General features: G+C 42.3%; 13 protein-coding genes and 3 tRNA genes. 2 read left to right on the forward strand and 14 right to left on the reverse strand.

Going from position 1 to position 13884, the window contains the following annotated elements:
* Nucleotides 1–38: 38 nt before the first annotated feature.
* The 13 genes from HPC40_RS09275 to wecA all read right to left on the reverse strand — a co-directional run bounded on the left by HPC40_RS09275 (nucleotide 39) and on the right by wecA (nucleotide 11166).
* A tRNA-Pro gene (locus tag HPC40_RS09275) sits at nucleotides 39–115 on the reverse strand.
* 2 nt (nucleotides 116–117) lie between these two features.
* Nucleotides 118–193: transfer RNA gene (locus tag HPC40_RS09280), tRNA-His, on the reverse strand.
* 41 nt (nucleotides 194–234) lie between these two features.
* Nucleotides 235–311: transfer RNA gene (locus tag HPC40_RS09285), tRNA-Arg, on the reverse strand.
* Nucleotides 312–455: 144 nt separating this feature from the next.
* Nucleotides 456–1184, reverse strand: coding sequence for a lipopolysaccharide N-acetylmannosaminouronosyltransferase (gene wecG / locus HPC40_RS09290; protein ID WP_408021829.1), 729 nt, complete (start codon nucleotides 1182–1184; stop codon nucleotides 456–458).
* The gene (gene wzyE / locus HPC40_RS09295; RefSeq protein ID WP_208119222.1) at nucleotides 1184–2539 is read right to left on the reverse strand and encodes an ECA oligosaccharide polymerase; all 1356 of its coding nucleotides are present in this window, start codon (nucleotides 2537–2539) and stop codon (nucleotides 1184–1186) included. The genes wecG and wzyE overlap by 1 nt, the downstream gene beginning before the upstream one ends.
* Nucleotides 2540–2541: 2 nt before the next feature.
* Nucleotides 2542–3609 carry a TDP-N-acetylfucosamine:lipid II N-acetylfucosaminyltransferase gene (locus HPC40_RS09300; protein WP_235972380.1) on the reverse strand — a complete coding sequence of 356 codons (1068 nt, stop codon included), beginning with the start codon at nucleotides 3607–3609 and terminating at the stop codon, nucleotides 2542–2544.
* Nucleotides 3609–4886, reverse strand: coding sequence for a lipid III flippase WzxE (gene wzxE / locus HPC40_RS09305; protein ID WP_235972381.1), 1278 nt, complete (start codon nucleotides 4884–4886; stop codon nucleotides 3609–3611). The genes HPC40_RS09300 and wzxE overlap by 1 nt, the downstream gene beginning before the upstream one ends.
* A complete protein-coding gene (rffA, locus tag HPC40_RS09310; RefSeq protein WP_208119233.1) occupies nucleotides 4887–6023 on the reverse strand; it encodes a dTDP-4-amino-4,6-dideoxygalactose transaminase in 1137 nt (378 codons plus the stop codon).
* Entirely contained in the window at nucleotides 6007–6723 is a 717-nt protein-coding gene (gene rffC, locus HPC40_RS09315) for a dTDP-4-amino-4,6-dideoxy-D-galactose acyltransferase (RefSeq protein WP_208119224.1), read from the reverse strand. Before rffC ends, rffA begins: the two co-directional genes overlap by 17 nt.
* Nucleotides 6723–7994 carry a UDP-N-acetyl-D-mannosamine dehydrogenase gene (gene wecC, locus HPC40_RS09320; protein ID WP_208119225.1) on the reverse strand — a complete coding sequence of 424 codons (1272 nt, stop codon included), beginning with the start codon at nucleotides 7992–7994 and terminating at the stop codon, nucleotides 6723–6725. Before wecC ends, rffC begins: the two co-directional genes overlap by 1 nt.
* Before the next feature lie 3 nt (nucleotides 7995–7997).
* Nucleotides 7998–9137 carry a non-hydrolyzing UDP-N-acetylglucosamine 2-epimerase gene (gene wecB / locus HPC40_RS09325; protein ID WP_208119226.1) on the reverse strand — a complete coding sequence of 380 codons (1140 nt, stop codon included), beginning with the start codon at nucleotides 9135–9137 and terminating at the stop codon, nucleotides 7998–8000.
* Nucleotide 9138: 1 nt separating this feature from the next.
* A complete protein-coding gene (locus tag HPC40_RS09330) occupies nucleotides 9139–10077 on the reverse strand; it encodes a Wzz/FepE/Etk N-terminal domain-containing protein (protein ID WP_208119227.1) in 939 nt (312 codons plus the stop codon).
* A 3-nt stretch (nucleotides 10078–10080) separates the two neighbouring features.
* Nucleotides 10081–11166: a UDP-N-acetylglucosamine--undecaprenyl-phosphate N-acetylglucosaminephosphotransferase gene (gene wecA, locus HPC40_RS09335; RefSeq protein ID WP_208119228.1), complete on the reverse strand. Its 1086-nt coding sequence runs from the start codon at nucleotides 11164–11166 to the stop codon at nucleotides 10081–10083.
* Nucleotides 11167–11339: 173 nt separating this feature from the next.
* Here wecA and hemL point away from each other — a divergent pair, with 173 nt between their 5' ends.
* Both hemL and HPC40_RS09345 read left to right on the forward strand, forming a co-directional pair.
* On the forward strand, nucleotides 11340–12626 hold the full coding sequence (gene hemL, locus HPC40_RS09340; protein ID WP_208119229.1) for a glutamate-1-semialdehyde 2,1-aminomutase: 1287 nt from the start codon (nucleotides 11340–11342) through the stop codon (nucleotides 12624–12626).
* 153 nt (nucleotides 12627–12779) lie between these two features.
* Entirely contained in the window at nucleotides 12780–13223 is a 444-nt protein-coding gene (locus HPC40_RS09345; protein WP_208119230.1) for a hypothetical protein, read from the forward strand.
* A gap of 156 nt (nucleotides 13224–13379) precedes the next feature.
* Here HPC40_RS09345 and HPC40_RS09350 read toward each other — a convergent pair whose 3' ends face one another.
* Nucleotides 13380–13856 (reverse strand): defense against restriction DarA-related protein, encoded by a 477-nt coding sequence (locus HPC40_RS09350; protein WP_208119231.1) that lies wholly within the window; start codon nucleotides 13854–13856, stop codon nucleotides 13380–13382.
* Between the last annotated feature and the right edge of the window lie 28 nt (nucleotides 13857–13884).

A 13884-nucleotide genomic window follows, 5' to 3' on the forward strand; every position in this document is an offset into this window, starting at 1 on the left:
GATATATTGTTAAAGAACAACTTTTCCAAAAAAGGAAATGGTCGGCGAGATAGGATTTGAACCTACGACCCACTGGTCCCAAACCAGTTGCGCTACCAAGCTGCGCTACTCGCCGAATGGGGTGGCTAATGGGACTTGAACCCACGACAACTGGAATCACAATCCAGGGCTCTACCAACTGAGCTATAGCCACCATTGTGTTTTGATAAAGCATTAGCTAAATCGTGCGAACGCTGGCGCGCTCGACAGGATTCGAACCTGAGACCTTTGGCTCCGGAGGCCAACGCTCTATCCAACTGAGCTACGAGCGCACTATTGCGTCGTTGCGGAGCGCATATTACGGCTTTCTTGCTCGCTTGTCTAGTGCTTTTTTCTATTTTTTTTTCACTTGCTGATAAATTATGCAAAAAAAGGCTTTTATCGCTACTTTTGTGTGTTTATAATACAAAATTCGATTACAACTTATTCGCAAAGTAATAATACGCGTATTTCAGTAAATTGACTTGTCGACGCCAACGTGTTGGCTGGCTAAGTAGGCGGTATAACCATTCTAGATTTGCTTTTTGCCATAATAATGGGGCGCGTTTCACTTTTCCTGTAAAGACGTCATAAGTTCCTCCAACACCCATGTAGAGTGCGTTCGGATACGCTGCTTGACATGCTGCCATAAAACGTTCTTGCTTTGGTGAGCCCATCGCGACCGTAATAAATTTCGCACCGCTGGCTTTGATTCGTTCAATAACCGCACTTTGTGCTTGATCGGTAAAATAACCATCTTGGCTCCCAACAATATTCACCTGCCAAAGTGCGGTTAATTTTTGTTGAGTTTCGGCTAAGACATCTGGCTTTCCGCCTACTAAAAACACAGGAACGTGAAGTTGCCCTGCACGTTGCATTAATGCTTGCCACAAATCGCAGCCCGCCACACGCTCTAATGTACGGTATTGAGGGTACTTTTTATGAATGGATTTGACAATGCTCACACCATCTGCGTACTTAAATTCAGCCTGTTGTAGTAATTGCATCACATCAGGATCTCGTTCAGCGGTAATGACTTTTTCGGCATTAATTGCTATCAACTTGCCTTGCTGGATTTGCTGCTCATTGATGAGAAAATCAACAAAATCCTGCTGATTATTCACTGCCATTAAGTCAATCTGCCGGATTGTAACTTTATCCATAATTATCCTCTTACTAACATTAATTTATTGCGTGTGCAGCGCAATTTACGCAAAAGTGCGGTTATCAAAGATGCGATAACAACCGCAATAAAAAACACCAGCGTATAAAATAGAAAACGCGATACAAAGGCATCAAGCCCTTCACGCACCAACACAATAAGATTAAAACAATTACCAAAACAGTAGGCCTGTAAAATCGCACGGCGGCTACGATTAACGCTATTTTTGCCGAGTTGATAAAGCGCATCAATTCCCTTGATTAACCAACCACAAACGATCGCCCCAATACATAAAAATGGCACGCCCCCCATAATATAAAGCGAGCCGAGCAAGGTTGGAGAAATCGCCAGCCCTGCATGATAATTGAGAATTTCCCACGTAAAATAATTAGCACTATTAACGATTAAATCTGGACGTGACTCCCACCACGTTTTCGGGATAAACACATAAAAATCCCGTGCAATCGGGGCAAGCCCTTGCCACTCAATCTGCTGATGATGAGAAAAAATCATCGCTAAATTTTCCCATGGAGAGAATGTATCTCGTGTAAGATACAAAAAGGTGTAAATCGCTTCGCTACCACGCACATTCAAGCCATAACGTGCCAATGCCAACGCAAACATGGCACCAATGGCGATTACACCAGCGAGAAATAAACTACGGATGGAAAGGTAGCGTTGACTAATGCCAATAAAGAAAAATAATGCCACTGCCAATGCCATATTTGCACGAGTGCCGCCGACTAAGATGTAAGTTAATATCCCAAAACTGACACCAAATACTAAAAAGAGAACCCAGTGCTTTTTATTGGGCATTAAAAAATAGAACACCAATAATGCTGGTAGACAAAAATAGAAAAATCGTTTAAGTGCGACACCACTAACTTGTTGCGAAAATATTTGACTATATTTGCTCAATTTAAAGAGCAAAAAACCATTTTGGGCAAAGAAGAGGGCCGCTGTACCTAGCCCAATAAGTAACAAGATAATGCCCGTTATGCGCGCAATGCTAGCACTGTTATCACGCACACAAGGAGATTTGGCTATCCAAAGTGCGGTTTGGGTTTTATTCGGCTTCAAACGTACACTGTATGCAACATAAAATAAGAGATAAAATGCCAATGCAGCAAATTGAGTTGCAAATAACATATCAAAATCAAGCAGTTTAAAATCAAAATGATATGCCAATGCGAGTGTAAATGGCAGCCCGAAATAAAATGTGATCAAATAAATTACACTAAATAACAAATAAAAATTGAACCGCACTTTACAATAATGACGGAATGTCAAAAAGCCAATGAGACCGATACTGAGGCAATATACCGCCAACAATGCCAAAAGTTGAAATGGTGATAGCATAACTACACGCTCTCCTTTGTGGCGATGCCATTTAATAGCATCTGCCAGCCTCGCATATAATTCGGTGGAAAAAAGGCAATATTGCGTTTATCTAGCTGTTGCAACCGCACTTTTGCCTGTTCAATTTCTTGATGACCAAGTTGTTCGGGCATTAAAAAAGGAACGTTTTGGGCTTGCATATCCTGACAAAATGGATTGTGTGGATGTAACACCAGAGGAATATTCATGTCAATGAGCAAGCAAATTGTCCCTATCCCTTGCTGACGCTCGAAATTAAAATAGCCCAGCTCACAGCGTTGCAACAATGATAAATAGGCTGAAAATGCTAATTTTTCCGTTAAAATATGTACCCTATTTTCATCAAAAAGTGAGTGCGCATGTTGGCGGACTTGCTCAATATAGGCTTGATTATGTTCAGGATAGCCCATCGGAATGAAAATATTTACCTCGCCGCCAACCGCACTTTTGATTTTATCTAACGCCTCGCAATGGCGATTGGTCGGATCGCCTGAATTACCAAGCAGAATGGTCAATGTGCCATCATTCGTCGAATGCGTATTTCTCGGCAGTTCGCAGCTCATTTTGGTTGGAAAATAGAGCACTTGACAATGTGCATGCGTATTCTGGCGTCGAAATACCGCTAAATCCCCCACTGTCCCATAAACATGACACAGTTTACGCTGAGCAATACGACGCAATGGATAAAAAAGACGAAATTGTAGCGCATTAGAGGCTTCATAAAGATCGCCCCCCCAAATATGCCATCCCAATCGTTCAACTGGCAAACGGTTTAGTACAATATCAAGCCAAATATACGGATTAAACTGCCCATGCAACAGAAAAAATGCGCCCTGTTCCTGTTTGGCTCGCCGACGCAAATCGCACGCAATCGCTTTTTTATTGGCAAAATGCGTAATATCAAGGTTTGGATAGTCGCCCACATTTCCCACTATTAAAACAGCATGGCATAAGTGCGGTGCAACTTTACGGCTCAATTCACCGCTGAGAAAATCCAACACTGTTTTGTTATGGTGGTCAATCTGAGAGCCAAGAATATGGTAAATTTTCATTACGCTTGCTCCTTGCGTTGATAAAGCCCAAACCCTATGACACATAATATGAAATAAACGACATACGTCAGCATATATGATTGCGTTGCCCCCTGAGCACCATTTAGTGGAATTAATACAAACGCACTGCCCAGTAACAATGCAAATTGCGTTATTTCTGCCAAGATATAGAGTTTCAATGCAGCTTTTGCCACAATTAAATAGCCAAAAATATAACTTGATACTTTAAAAATATCGCCACAAAGCTGCCATAAAAAAAGCTCATTCATAGCAGAAAATTGTTGAGAAAACAAAATACGAATGATGACATCACGCAAAAAATAGATTGCTAGACTGATCGCCAGTGTCACAGGAAAAACAAATTTTAAAGCTCTGCCAACTTCTTGCTTTATCTGCCCACGTTCATGCAATTTCGCAAATGTTGGCAGCAAATAGACTGAAAATGCCGCCGTTACAAATTGTAAATAGGCATCAGAAATTTTACTCACGCCCTGCCATAACCCAACGGCCTCTAAGCCATAACCTTCATTTAGCCAATTACGCATTAAAATATACGCCACAGGAATGGTAACAGCAGTGACAAATACCATAAAGGAAAACGTCAGCAATTTTTTACTTTGTGCACCATTAAAGTGCGGTTTGAGAAAAGCGAGATTAAAGTGCGGTTCGTGTTGGGCATGATAACGTTTGAGTGCAAAAAATGCGGGAATAAATGCCAGCCCTGGCACCAGTGCTAAGCCAACTAGCGCACCTTGGTAGTCGAACAAATAAAGCCCTACTGAAAACGCCACCATGCCAAGCACTGCGCCAATAATCGTACTAATCGCGTTGTATTTTGCGTCACGATAGCCACGTAAAATCGCTAAAAAATAGTTACTTAACGCAATGCCAAGCTGACAAAATGCCACCATCTGGATAATGTGATGATAGCCTGGTTTCGTAAATAAAAAGAGTGCTATCGGTTTGGCAAAAAGAAGCATCGCCGCACCTAAGCAACCTGAAAACAGCAAAATAATAAATGATGCGCTCCCTAGAATAGATTGGCTCGTCTCGGCATCATGCTCAAATTGCGAAACATATTTGGTAACGCCATTGAATATGCCCGCCCCCGCAAATACGCCAAGCACCGTTAATAGCGTCATATAGTTCGCTGCTAGCCCTACACCTTTTGGACCATAGTAAATTGCGAGGAGTTTCACCACGAGCAACCCCACACCGATTTTGATCAGCGTGGAAGCCCCCGTCCAAATCGTTGCGCCGCCAAGGGATTTCATCATTTAAGGATTATCATGTAAAAAATGGGTCACAGCCGTAATCACCTTATCCACCTCTGCATCCGTCATATTGTAGAAAAGTGGCAAGCGGACCAATCGCTCACTGTCGTTTGTCGTTACCTCATCACGACCTGAGAAAATGCCAAATGCGTTGCCCGCGGGGCTCGAATGCAATGGTACATAATGGAATACCGCCATAATATCATTGCTTTTAAGCTGCTCAATAAGCAAAGTGCGGTCATCAAGATCACGCATTTTGAGGTAAAACATATGCGCATTATGGGTGCAATCTGATGGAATATACGGCAGTTCGATACGCCCTTGAAAACGGCTAAACGCATCATAATAACGTGTCCAAATCGCTAAACGACGCTGATTAATCCCTTGTGCTGCCTCAAGTTGAGCATAAAGATAAGCTGCTTGTAAATCAGACAGTAAGTAACTTGAGCCCATATCACGCCACGTATATTTATCCACCTGCCCACGAAAAAATTGGCTACGATTTGTGCCTTTTTCACGGATAATCTCTGCACGCTCAATCAATTTTTTATCATTAATTAACGTTGCACCACCTTCCCCGCCAGCCGTGTAGTTTTTGGTTTCATGGAAACTATAACAACCGATGTGTCCGATTGTGCCAAGTGCTTTACCTTGATAAGTTGACATCACACCTTGTGCGGCATCTTCAATTACCCACAGATTATATTTTGCCGCTAATGCCATAATGGCTGCCATATCACAGCCAACGCCCGCATAATGTACAGGCACGATCGCTTTTGTTTTATCCGTAATCGCGGCTTCAATTTTGCGTTCATCAATATTCATGGTATCACTACGCACATCAACAAAAACAATTCTCGCACCACGCAACACAAAGGCATTAGCCGTGGAGACAAAAGTATAGCTTGGCATAATGATCTCATCACCCGGTTGTGTGTCGATCAATAATGCAGCCATTTCTAATGATGCTGTACACGAGGGTGTCAATAGTGCTTTTGGCGTATTAAAATGCCGCTCAAGCCATGCTTCACATTTTTTCGTAAATGGTCCATCGCCACTGAGTTTTCCCGTGATTAATGCGTCATTTAAACACCCTATTTCAGTGCCAACCACAGGTGGTTTATTAAATACGATCATTATTCTTATCCTTAGTAATCTGTTTATAAAACCATGCTGCTTCCCCAGCAATAACCGCACCAATTTTTTGATATAAACGATTCGCTGCACCATTGCTTTGCTGCGTGGCAATCCATAATGTTCTGATATGCTTAGCCGCACACCAACTACTCGCCTGTGCTAATAACGCCTGTGCCACGCCTTGCCCACGATAGTTAGGATTGACTGCCAATAGCCCAACTCGCGCCTGTTGTGCATCAATTTGCCGAACACTAATTGCGCCCTTAATCGTATTTTGATCTTTTTCCACCAGGCATACATCATCAAATGCGCCACGCACCGCTTTCTCAATCCAGCATTGATAAAACTGTGCATTTTGTAGGGCGGTAAACCACGGCTGACGAAAACGGCTATCGGCAAACGCATGGCTCACCAACTGTTGCAATACGGCAATATCGTGAGCTGTTGCAAAGCAAAGTGCGGTTGGTTGAATACGCTCAAGTTGCCAACAATAATCCACTTCGCCTTCCACTTGCTCAAATCCAAGATCCATTAAACAGGTTATTTTTTCTTGTTCACTCAAAGCCAGTTTGCATTGAATTAAATCAAAATCATCAAAGTGCGGTTGGCTAACCGCACTTTGCGTAAATTCAAGGCGTGCAATTTCTCTTTGGAAAAAATCGCTTTCCCAATCATGGCGTATAAGTTGGTAACACAATGCCATTATTCGCGCCAAATGCCTCGCGTGTCAATGACCCACTGCTGTGTAATATCGCAACCTTGAACGGCTTTGAATTGACTGTGGTCAACCAATAACACTAAAATATCTGCATCACGTCGGGCATCATCAAGGCTAACAAGTTCGATATTTTGTTGCTGTAATATCTTTGGTAACTGCTCAATATTTGGCTCCACAGCGACCACTTGCCCTTTATGCCAATTAGCCAGATCGTGCGTGATTTCAACTGCTGGACTTTCACGCAAATCATCAATATCAGGTTTGAATGCTAAACCTAAGCAAGCAATACGAACATCAGATGCTTTACAATCACGCTGGCTTACTACGTCTGCTAACGCTTTTTTCACCTGTTCAATCACCCAATGTGGCTTATAATCATTCACTTCACGCGCGGTACGAATTAAGCGGGCCTGCTCTGGTGCTTGAGCAACAATAAACCAAGGATCAACAGCAATACAATGCCCGCCCACACCAGCACCAGGCTGTAAAATATTGACGCGTGGATGGCGGTTAGCCAAACGAATTAACTCCCACACACTAATACCTAAATGATCGCACACCAATGATAATTCATTGGCAAAAGCGATATTGACATCGCGGAAACTGTTCTCCGTTAATTTACACATCTCCGCCGTCCGTGCGTTGGTTTCGATGCAGTCTCCCTTTACGAACAAACGATAAAGCTCTGCTGCGGCTTTTGCACAGGCAGACGAAAGCCCTCCGATGACGCGGTCGTTCGAAAACAACTCTTGCATAATTTTGCCTGGTAACACGCGTTCAGGACAGTAGGCAAGCTTAATATCTGCCTTCTCACCCGCCTGTGATGGGAACGTTAAATCTGGGCGTTCTTGACGCAACCACTGCTCTACGGCCTCTGTTGCGCCCACCGGTGAGGTGGATTCAAGCACCACCAAATTACCTTTTTGTAATACAGGCGCAATCGCTTTAGCGGCAGCCTCCACATAACTTAAATCAGGCTCATGTTCTGCTTTAAAAGGCGTAGGCACTGCAATAAGAAAGGCGTCCGCCGCGTGTGGCACTAAGCTGGCTGTCAATAACCCTTGTTCAACCGCACTTTTCACGGCTACATCTAAATCAGGCTCAACAATGTGAATTTTGCCTTGATTGATCGTGTCAACTGCATGTTGATTCACATCAACCCCTAATACTTTTTTTCCACAAGATGCAAACGCTGTTGCAGTTGGCAAGCCAATATAGCCTAACCCAATTACTGAAATTGTATTAAATGTCGTCATAATCTAATCTTCGTTTAACCATTGTTTAATTGCGCTGACAATGCGTTCACACGCTTTGCCATCACCATATGGATTATTTGCGCGCGCCATTGATTGGTAATACGCCTTATCCGTTAATAATTTTTCCACTTCACCTACAATACGCACCTCATCAGTGCCAACCAATTTAACCGTTCCAGCGGCTACAGCCTCAGGTCGCTCTGTCGTATCACGCATCACCAAAACAGGCTTACCCAATGATGGAGCTTCTTCTTGAATGCCACCAGAGTCCGTTAAAATGAGATACGCACGATTCATTAAATACACGAAAGGCAGATAGTCCTGTGGCTCAATCAAGTGTACATTTTCGATGCCTTTCAGCCAACGATTGACAGGCTCTCGTACATTAGGATTCAGGTGCATTGGATAGAGAATTTGTACATCATGATGCCGCTCCGCAATGGTTTTAATACTTTTGCAAATGCGCTCAAACCCCTCGCCAAAATTCTCACGGCGATGTCCTGTGATGAGAATTAATTTTTTAGCATGATCCAAAAAAGGATAGGCGTTAGCAAGTTGAGTATTAAGCTCACTCGACTGCTCTAATTTTTGTTTGACCCACAACAATGCGTCAATCACCGTATTGCCTGTCACAATCACATCGGCGACATGTTTGTTCTCAGCGAGTAAATTTTGTTGTGCTGTTTCTGTCGGCGCAAAATGAAAACGTGCAATCGCTCCTGTTATACAGCGATTCCCCTCCTCAGGCCACGGCGAGTAAATATCACTGGTGCGCAGCCCTGCTTCCACATGCCCAACAGGAATACGTTGATAATAACACGCCAGTGCGGTAGCGAATGTGGTTGTGGTGTCACCGTGTACTAACACTAAGTGCGGTTTAAACTCTTGTAACACGTCGCGTAGCGACTGCAAAATGCGTACGCTAATATCCGTCAAATCCTGCCCCGATTTCATAATATTGAGATCAAAATCAGGTTTTAATTCAAAAAGCTCTAAGACTTGATCGAGCATTTCTCGATGTTGCCCCGTTACACATACTTTGGCATTAATGTGGCTTTCTTGTGCTAATTTTTGCGCCAAAATAGCCATTTTAATTGCCTCTGGACGTGTACCGAAAACCGTTAAAACATTGTATTTTTTCATATTACGCATTCGTTTTTTGTGTTAAATCTCTTAAGGCAAGCATAATCACAATCGCACACCCTATAATCAATGCAGCAAAAGCACTTAATAACACCCAAAGTGCGGTATTGGGGGAGTGAGGGGCAAGTGGCTGCACTGGGGTTTTGAGATAATGAAATGCGCGGAATTGGTTATCCAAAGGGCTAACAGAACGCATCATTGCCAGTTTACTTTCCCACACACTCACTGGCACAATATCACCTTGTTGGGTTTGCCCCAATTTGTGTTCAGCCGCGAGCTTCACTTGCTCAAATAAATTTTTCCACTTTGCTATCAATGTCGCATATTCCTGTTGGTGCGTTCGTTCATTGACAAAATCTAGCAATGCTTGAAGCAATTCTGTAGCTTGTTTTGGATTATTCAATGTTAAATAAACCCGATCATTAAGTCCTTTTGCCGCATTACCCGCTTGATAAACGACATTAGCAATCAGCCCTTCAAGCAAGGCTTGATCGTGAGCTGCTTCACCTGTCTGTAACTGCTTGTAGTAATGGCTATTTTCCCAAAACACACGCAATATATCGTAAGATCGCAAATTTTGAAGAAAAGCCTGAAATACACGCGCATCTAAGCTGTCAACCGCACTTTGTATTTCAACGGGGTTATGCGTTGGCGTAGAATCGCGATTAGCCGTACGACTGGCAATCAGATCATACATTTCTGACAGTGCGTAATAATTCCCCAAGTCAGGCTCTCGTGGAGCTTCAATATATGCTTCAGCACGCCATTGTGGTTTCATTACGAACTGGCATAGTGCAAATGTGATGCCACTGGCAAGTAGTACAATGAGTGCTATCCACCCACTTTTTCGCCATAAAATGGCACCAAAGGCGAGTAGATCCAGTTGTTCTACACTGTATTGCTCCTGCTTTTCTGGTGCAGATAGTGCTTTTTGTGACATAGATTATCCTTTTGTAAGTTTGACACGATTTTTCGCACGCGAGGCACGTCGGCGCATACGTTTTATCAAACGTGATACACGCCAAGCACGTGTAATAGAATAGTAATAGACAAAAAAGAGAATGATAAACAGTGGAAACATTATCCACTCATCAATATAGTAAACTTCGCCTAAAATCCCGAAACCTGCAAATAATGCCGCCATAAACGTGATGACAAACAATGCTTGCCGTGAGCTTAAACCTGCACGCATCATTAAATGATGAATGTGAAGCCTGTCGGGACGAAAAGGACTTTTCCCTTGCCGCAGACGGCGTACAATCACCGCAACCATATCAATCAATGGGATGGCAATAACCCAAAGTGCGGTCACTGGGTTAATCGGATGTCCACTGCCTTGAGTGCTTAGTAATAAAATCCAAATAATCGTAAAACCAATTAAGGTACTACCTGAATCCCCCATAAAGACTTTGTTTTTTACCCCGAATACATTGAGATTAAACAGTGCATAAGGCAACATAACCATAATCAATACAATGCACCACAATGCAAGATTAATTTGATTATCGAGTAACATTAAAATGGCAATCGCTCCAAACGTCACACTAGAAAGTCCACTGAGCAACCCATCAATACCGTCAATCATATTAAACGCATTGATCACGCCCATAATAATCATGACCGTCACAACAGAAGAGAATATCCCCAATTGTAATTTAAACGGACCAATAATTTGTCCAAGAGAGCTGAGAGATAAATTAGCATAATAAATCATCAAACAAGCTAATCCTACTTGAATTGCCGCCCGAATAAAGGGGCTAATGTCAAATCTGTCGTCTAATACCCCAATAAACAACAGCACTGACACACAGAACACATAGAGTTGTGGGAAATTCATCTCATGCCATTGCAACAGATAAAAACACAAATTCCCTAAAAATAGGGCAATACCACCAATTAATGGCACAGCACCTTGATGACGTTTCCGATAGTTCGGCTTATCAACCAATCCAATTCTGCGCGCTAACGGACGAACCACAATTAACGCAACAAATGAAACCACGAATGGCAACAGCAATGAAAGCCACATATTTTTGCCTTTACTTTTTTATTTTATAATGCGCTTTGCACTTATTTAAACTAATCCTGACAGAATACCACATCATAATCTATTGTAGATAAACTTTTTTATTCTCACTGTGAAAAAAAGTAACTTTCTATTACAATAGCACGCAAAATTCCCACAATGTAAAGGACGGCTTAATGACACATTCACAACATTTATTTGAACAAGCACAACGGCTCATTCCTGGCGGAGTGAATTCTCCCGTTCGTGCCTTTAAAGGGGTTGGTGGCACGCCACTGTTTATCGAAAAAGCAGAAGGAGCCTATATTTACGACTGTGATGGTCAACGTTACATCGATTATGTCGGCTCATGGGGACCCATGATTTTGGGGCATAACCACCCTTCTATTCGCAATGCTGTTATCGACACAGCCAAACACGGCTTGAGTTTTGGCGCACCAACCGCACTTGAGATCAAGCTGGCACAACGTGTACGAGAACTGATGCCATCAATTGAAATGGTGCGTATGGTGAGCTCAGGAACAGAAGCGACAATGTCAGCGATTCGCCTCGCACGCGGCTATACAGGGCGTGATAAAATCATCAAATTTGAAGGCTGTTATCACGGGCATGCTGATGCATTGCTGGTTAAAGCAGGCTCAGGTGCCTTAACACTCGGCCAGCCCAATTCGCCAGGTGTTCCCGCAGATTTCACCAAACACACACTCGTTTGCCACTATAACGACCTCACTTCCGTAGAAAACGCATTCAAACAATACCCACAGGATATTGCTTGTATCATCGTCGAGCCTGTGGCTGGAAATATGAATTGCGTACTGCCAAAACCGCACTTTTTACAAGGCTTACGCCAACTATGTGATCAATACGGTGCCTTGCTAATTATTGATGAAGTGATGACGGGTTTCCGTGTAGCTCTTGGCGGCGCACAACAATATTACGGCATCACGCCAGATCTCACCTGTCTAGGTAAAATTATTGGCGGCGGCATGCCTGTGGGTGCATTTGGCGGAAAAAAAGATATTATGCAACACCTTGCACCAACAGGACCTGTTTATCAAGCAGGAACGCTATCTGGAAACCCTATTGCGATGGCGGCAGGGCTAAGTTGTCTGAATGAATTGGCACAAGAAGGTAATCACGAAAAATTAACCGCACTTACCACCGCACTTTGCGAAGGCTTAGAAAAATTAGCGAAAAAACATGGTATTGGGCTCGTTACTAATCATGTCGGGGCAATGTTTGGTCTGTTTTTTACTGACAAAAGTGCGGTCGAAAATTATCAAGACGTGATGGCATGTGATAGTGAACGTTTTGCTCATTTTTTCCACAAGATGCTTGCCAAAGGGATCTATCTTGCACCATCTGCATTTGAAGCGGGATTTATGTCGCTTGCCCATACTACAGCAGATATTGAGGCTACCCTACACGCAGCCGATAGCGTTTTTGCAGAACTCACGAAATAGCTAAACATTGTTAAATCAATGAGTTAACAAGTAAATTGGGGGATTTTTAAGCAATCCCCTAGCCAAAATTGGCTTTTTGCCCCAATTTTTGGCAAGATAAGAATCCATCATTTTTGTAACAATTTCATCACAATTAGAAATTAAGGAGAAAATATGGAATTTAAAAACTACCAATATAATGTTGACGAATTGGTTAAAAAATACACTGGAGCTAAAGAGGCATTTGAACAAAAATACAAAGATAAAGACTACGATCGCGAACTGCCCGTGCAAGTGTTAGCGTATCTCAATAGCGAACCAACAGCCTACTTAAAATATGGCGTTTATTTTGGTCCAGTACTGGAAGCCCTAAAAAGTTTTCAGCTATTGCCTGATACCACACCCAATAATCAACCACAAGAAATGATTGATGCTTATACGTGTGCAGGTGCAGAAGGTATTGACGGACGACTATTAACCTTAACCGCTGCGTTAGAATTTAAAGAATACTACGATGCAACATTTTTTTCTGGCAATCGCAACTTCTTCCCATATGGCGACGAAACCGAATATGTATTAGAAGATAAAGAATGGGAATCTCTTGCTACTATGCTCTAACCGCACTTTAACCAAAAGCCCTAAAGCGTTGTGGCTCTAGGGCTTGTTGAACATATTGGAGTGTATTTTATTTGAAGTTGGTGCTCTGGGCGAGCAATATATTTTTATAAATAACAATATGATAATGACATCTTTGCGTAAATATTGCGAATAACTTTAATCTCTTAATTTCTCAAGCTCTTTTTTAGCCTCTGCAATAGCTTCATCAAGCGATTTTTCTTTTTCAGCTAACAGTTTCTCTTTTCCACCAACTGTGGATTTCATCTTCGGCGGTAATTTTACTTTAGCTTTCGCCAACTTCTTCTGAAACGCTAAGCGTCCATTATCCAGCTTTTTAGCGATTTCTTCTAATGCTTTTTTAGGATCGTCTTGGTTTTTGATTGGCAACTCTTTGCCATTAACCTTAACTTTGAAAATATCACCTGTTTTTTTAATCATCAAAACTACACGCTGTGAATCAGTAGCTGTAAGCCCTAATTCTTTGTAAGTGATGCCGCTACTACGTTTTGCACTGGTAGAATCAACGTCATTAATAATAATACCATTCTTTTTAAGAGTGGCGATTGTGGTTTTTGTGGCTTTTTCACTTTTATCGCCTAACTTGTCAAAATCAAATAATAATTCCATTGCCATTTTTATGCCTGTCAATGATCTTCAAAAA

Origin of the sequence: Spirabiliibacterium falconis (genome assembly GCF_014885015.1) — a bacterium.
Lineage (GTDB): Bacteria > Pseudomonadota > Gammaproteobacteria > Enterobacterales > Pasteurellaceae > Spirabiliibacterium > Spirabiliibacterium falconis.

Coding starts and splice junctions, on each gene's coding strand:
- wzxE (WP_235972381.1), bottom strand. CDS start 4,886: ATGATGAAATCCCTTGGCGGCGCAACGATTTGGACGGGGGCTTCCACG.
- wecA (WP_208119228.1), bottom strand. CDS start 11,166: ATGTGGCTTTCATTGCTGTTGCCATTCGTGGTTTCATTTGTTGCGTTA.
- rffC (WP_208119224.1), bottom strand. CDS start 6,723: ATGGCATTGTGTTACCAACTTATACGCCATGATTGGGAAAGCGATTTT.
- HPC40_RS09330 (WP_208119227.1), bottom strand. CDS start 10,077: ATGTCACAAAAAGCACTATCTGCACCAGAAAAGCAGGAGCAATACAGT.
- wzyE (WP_208119222.1), bottom strand. CDS start 2,539: ATGCTATCACCATTTCAACTTTTGGCATTGTTGGCGGTATATTGCCTC.
- wecC (WP_208119225.1), bottom strand. CDS start 7,994: ATGACGACATTTAATACAATTTCAGTAATTGGGTTAGGCTATATTGGC.
- hemL (WP_208119229.1), top strand. CDS start 11,340: ATGACACATTCACAACATTTATTTGAACAAGCACAACGGCTCATTCCT.
- HPC40_RS09345 (WP_208119230.1), top strand. CDS start 12,780: ATGGAATTTAAAAACTACCAATATAATGTTGACGAATTGGTTAAAAAA.
- HPC40_RS09350 (WP_208119231.1), bottom strand. CDS start 13,856: ATGGCAATGGAATTATTATTTGATTTTGACAAGTTAGGCGATAAAAGT.
- HPC40_RS09300 (WP_235972380.1), bottom strand. CDS start 3,609: ATGAAAATTTACCATATTCTTGGCTCTCAGATTGACCACCATAACAAA.
- wecB (WP_208119226.1), bottom strand. CDS start 9,137: ATGAAAAAATACAATGTTTTAACGGTTTTCGGTACACGTCCAGAGGCA.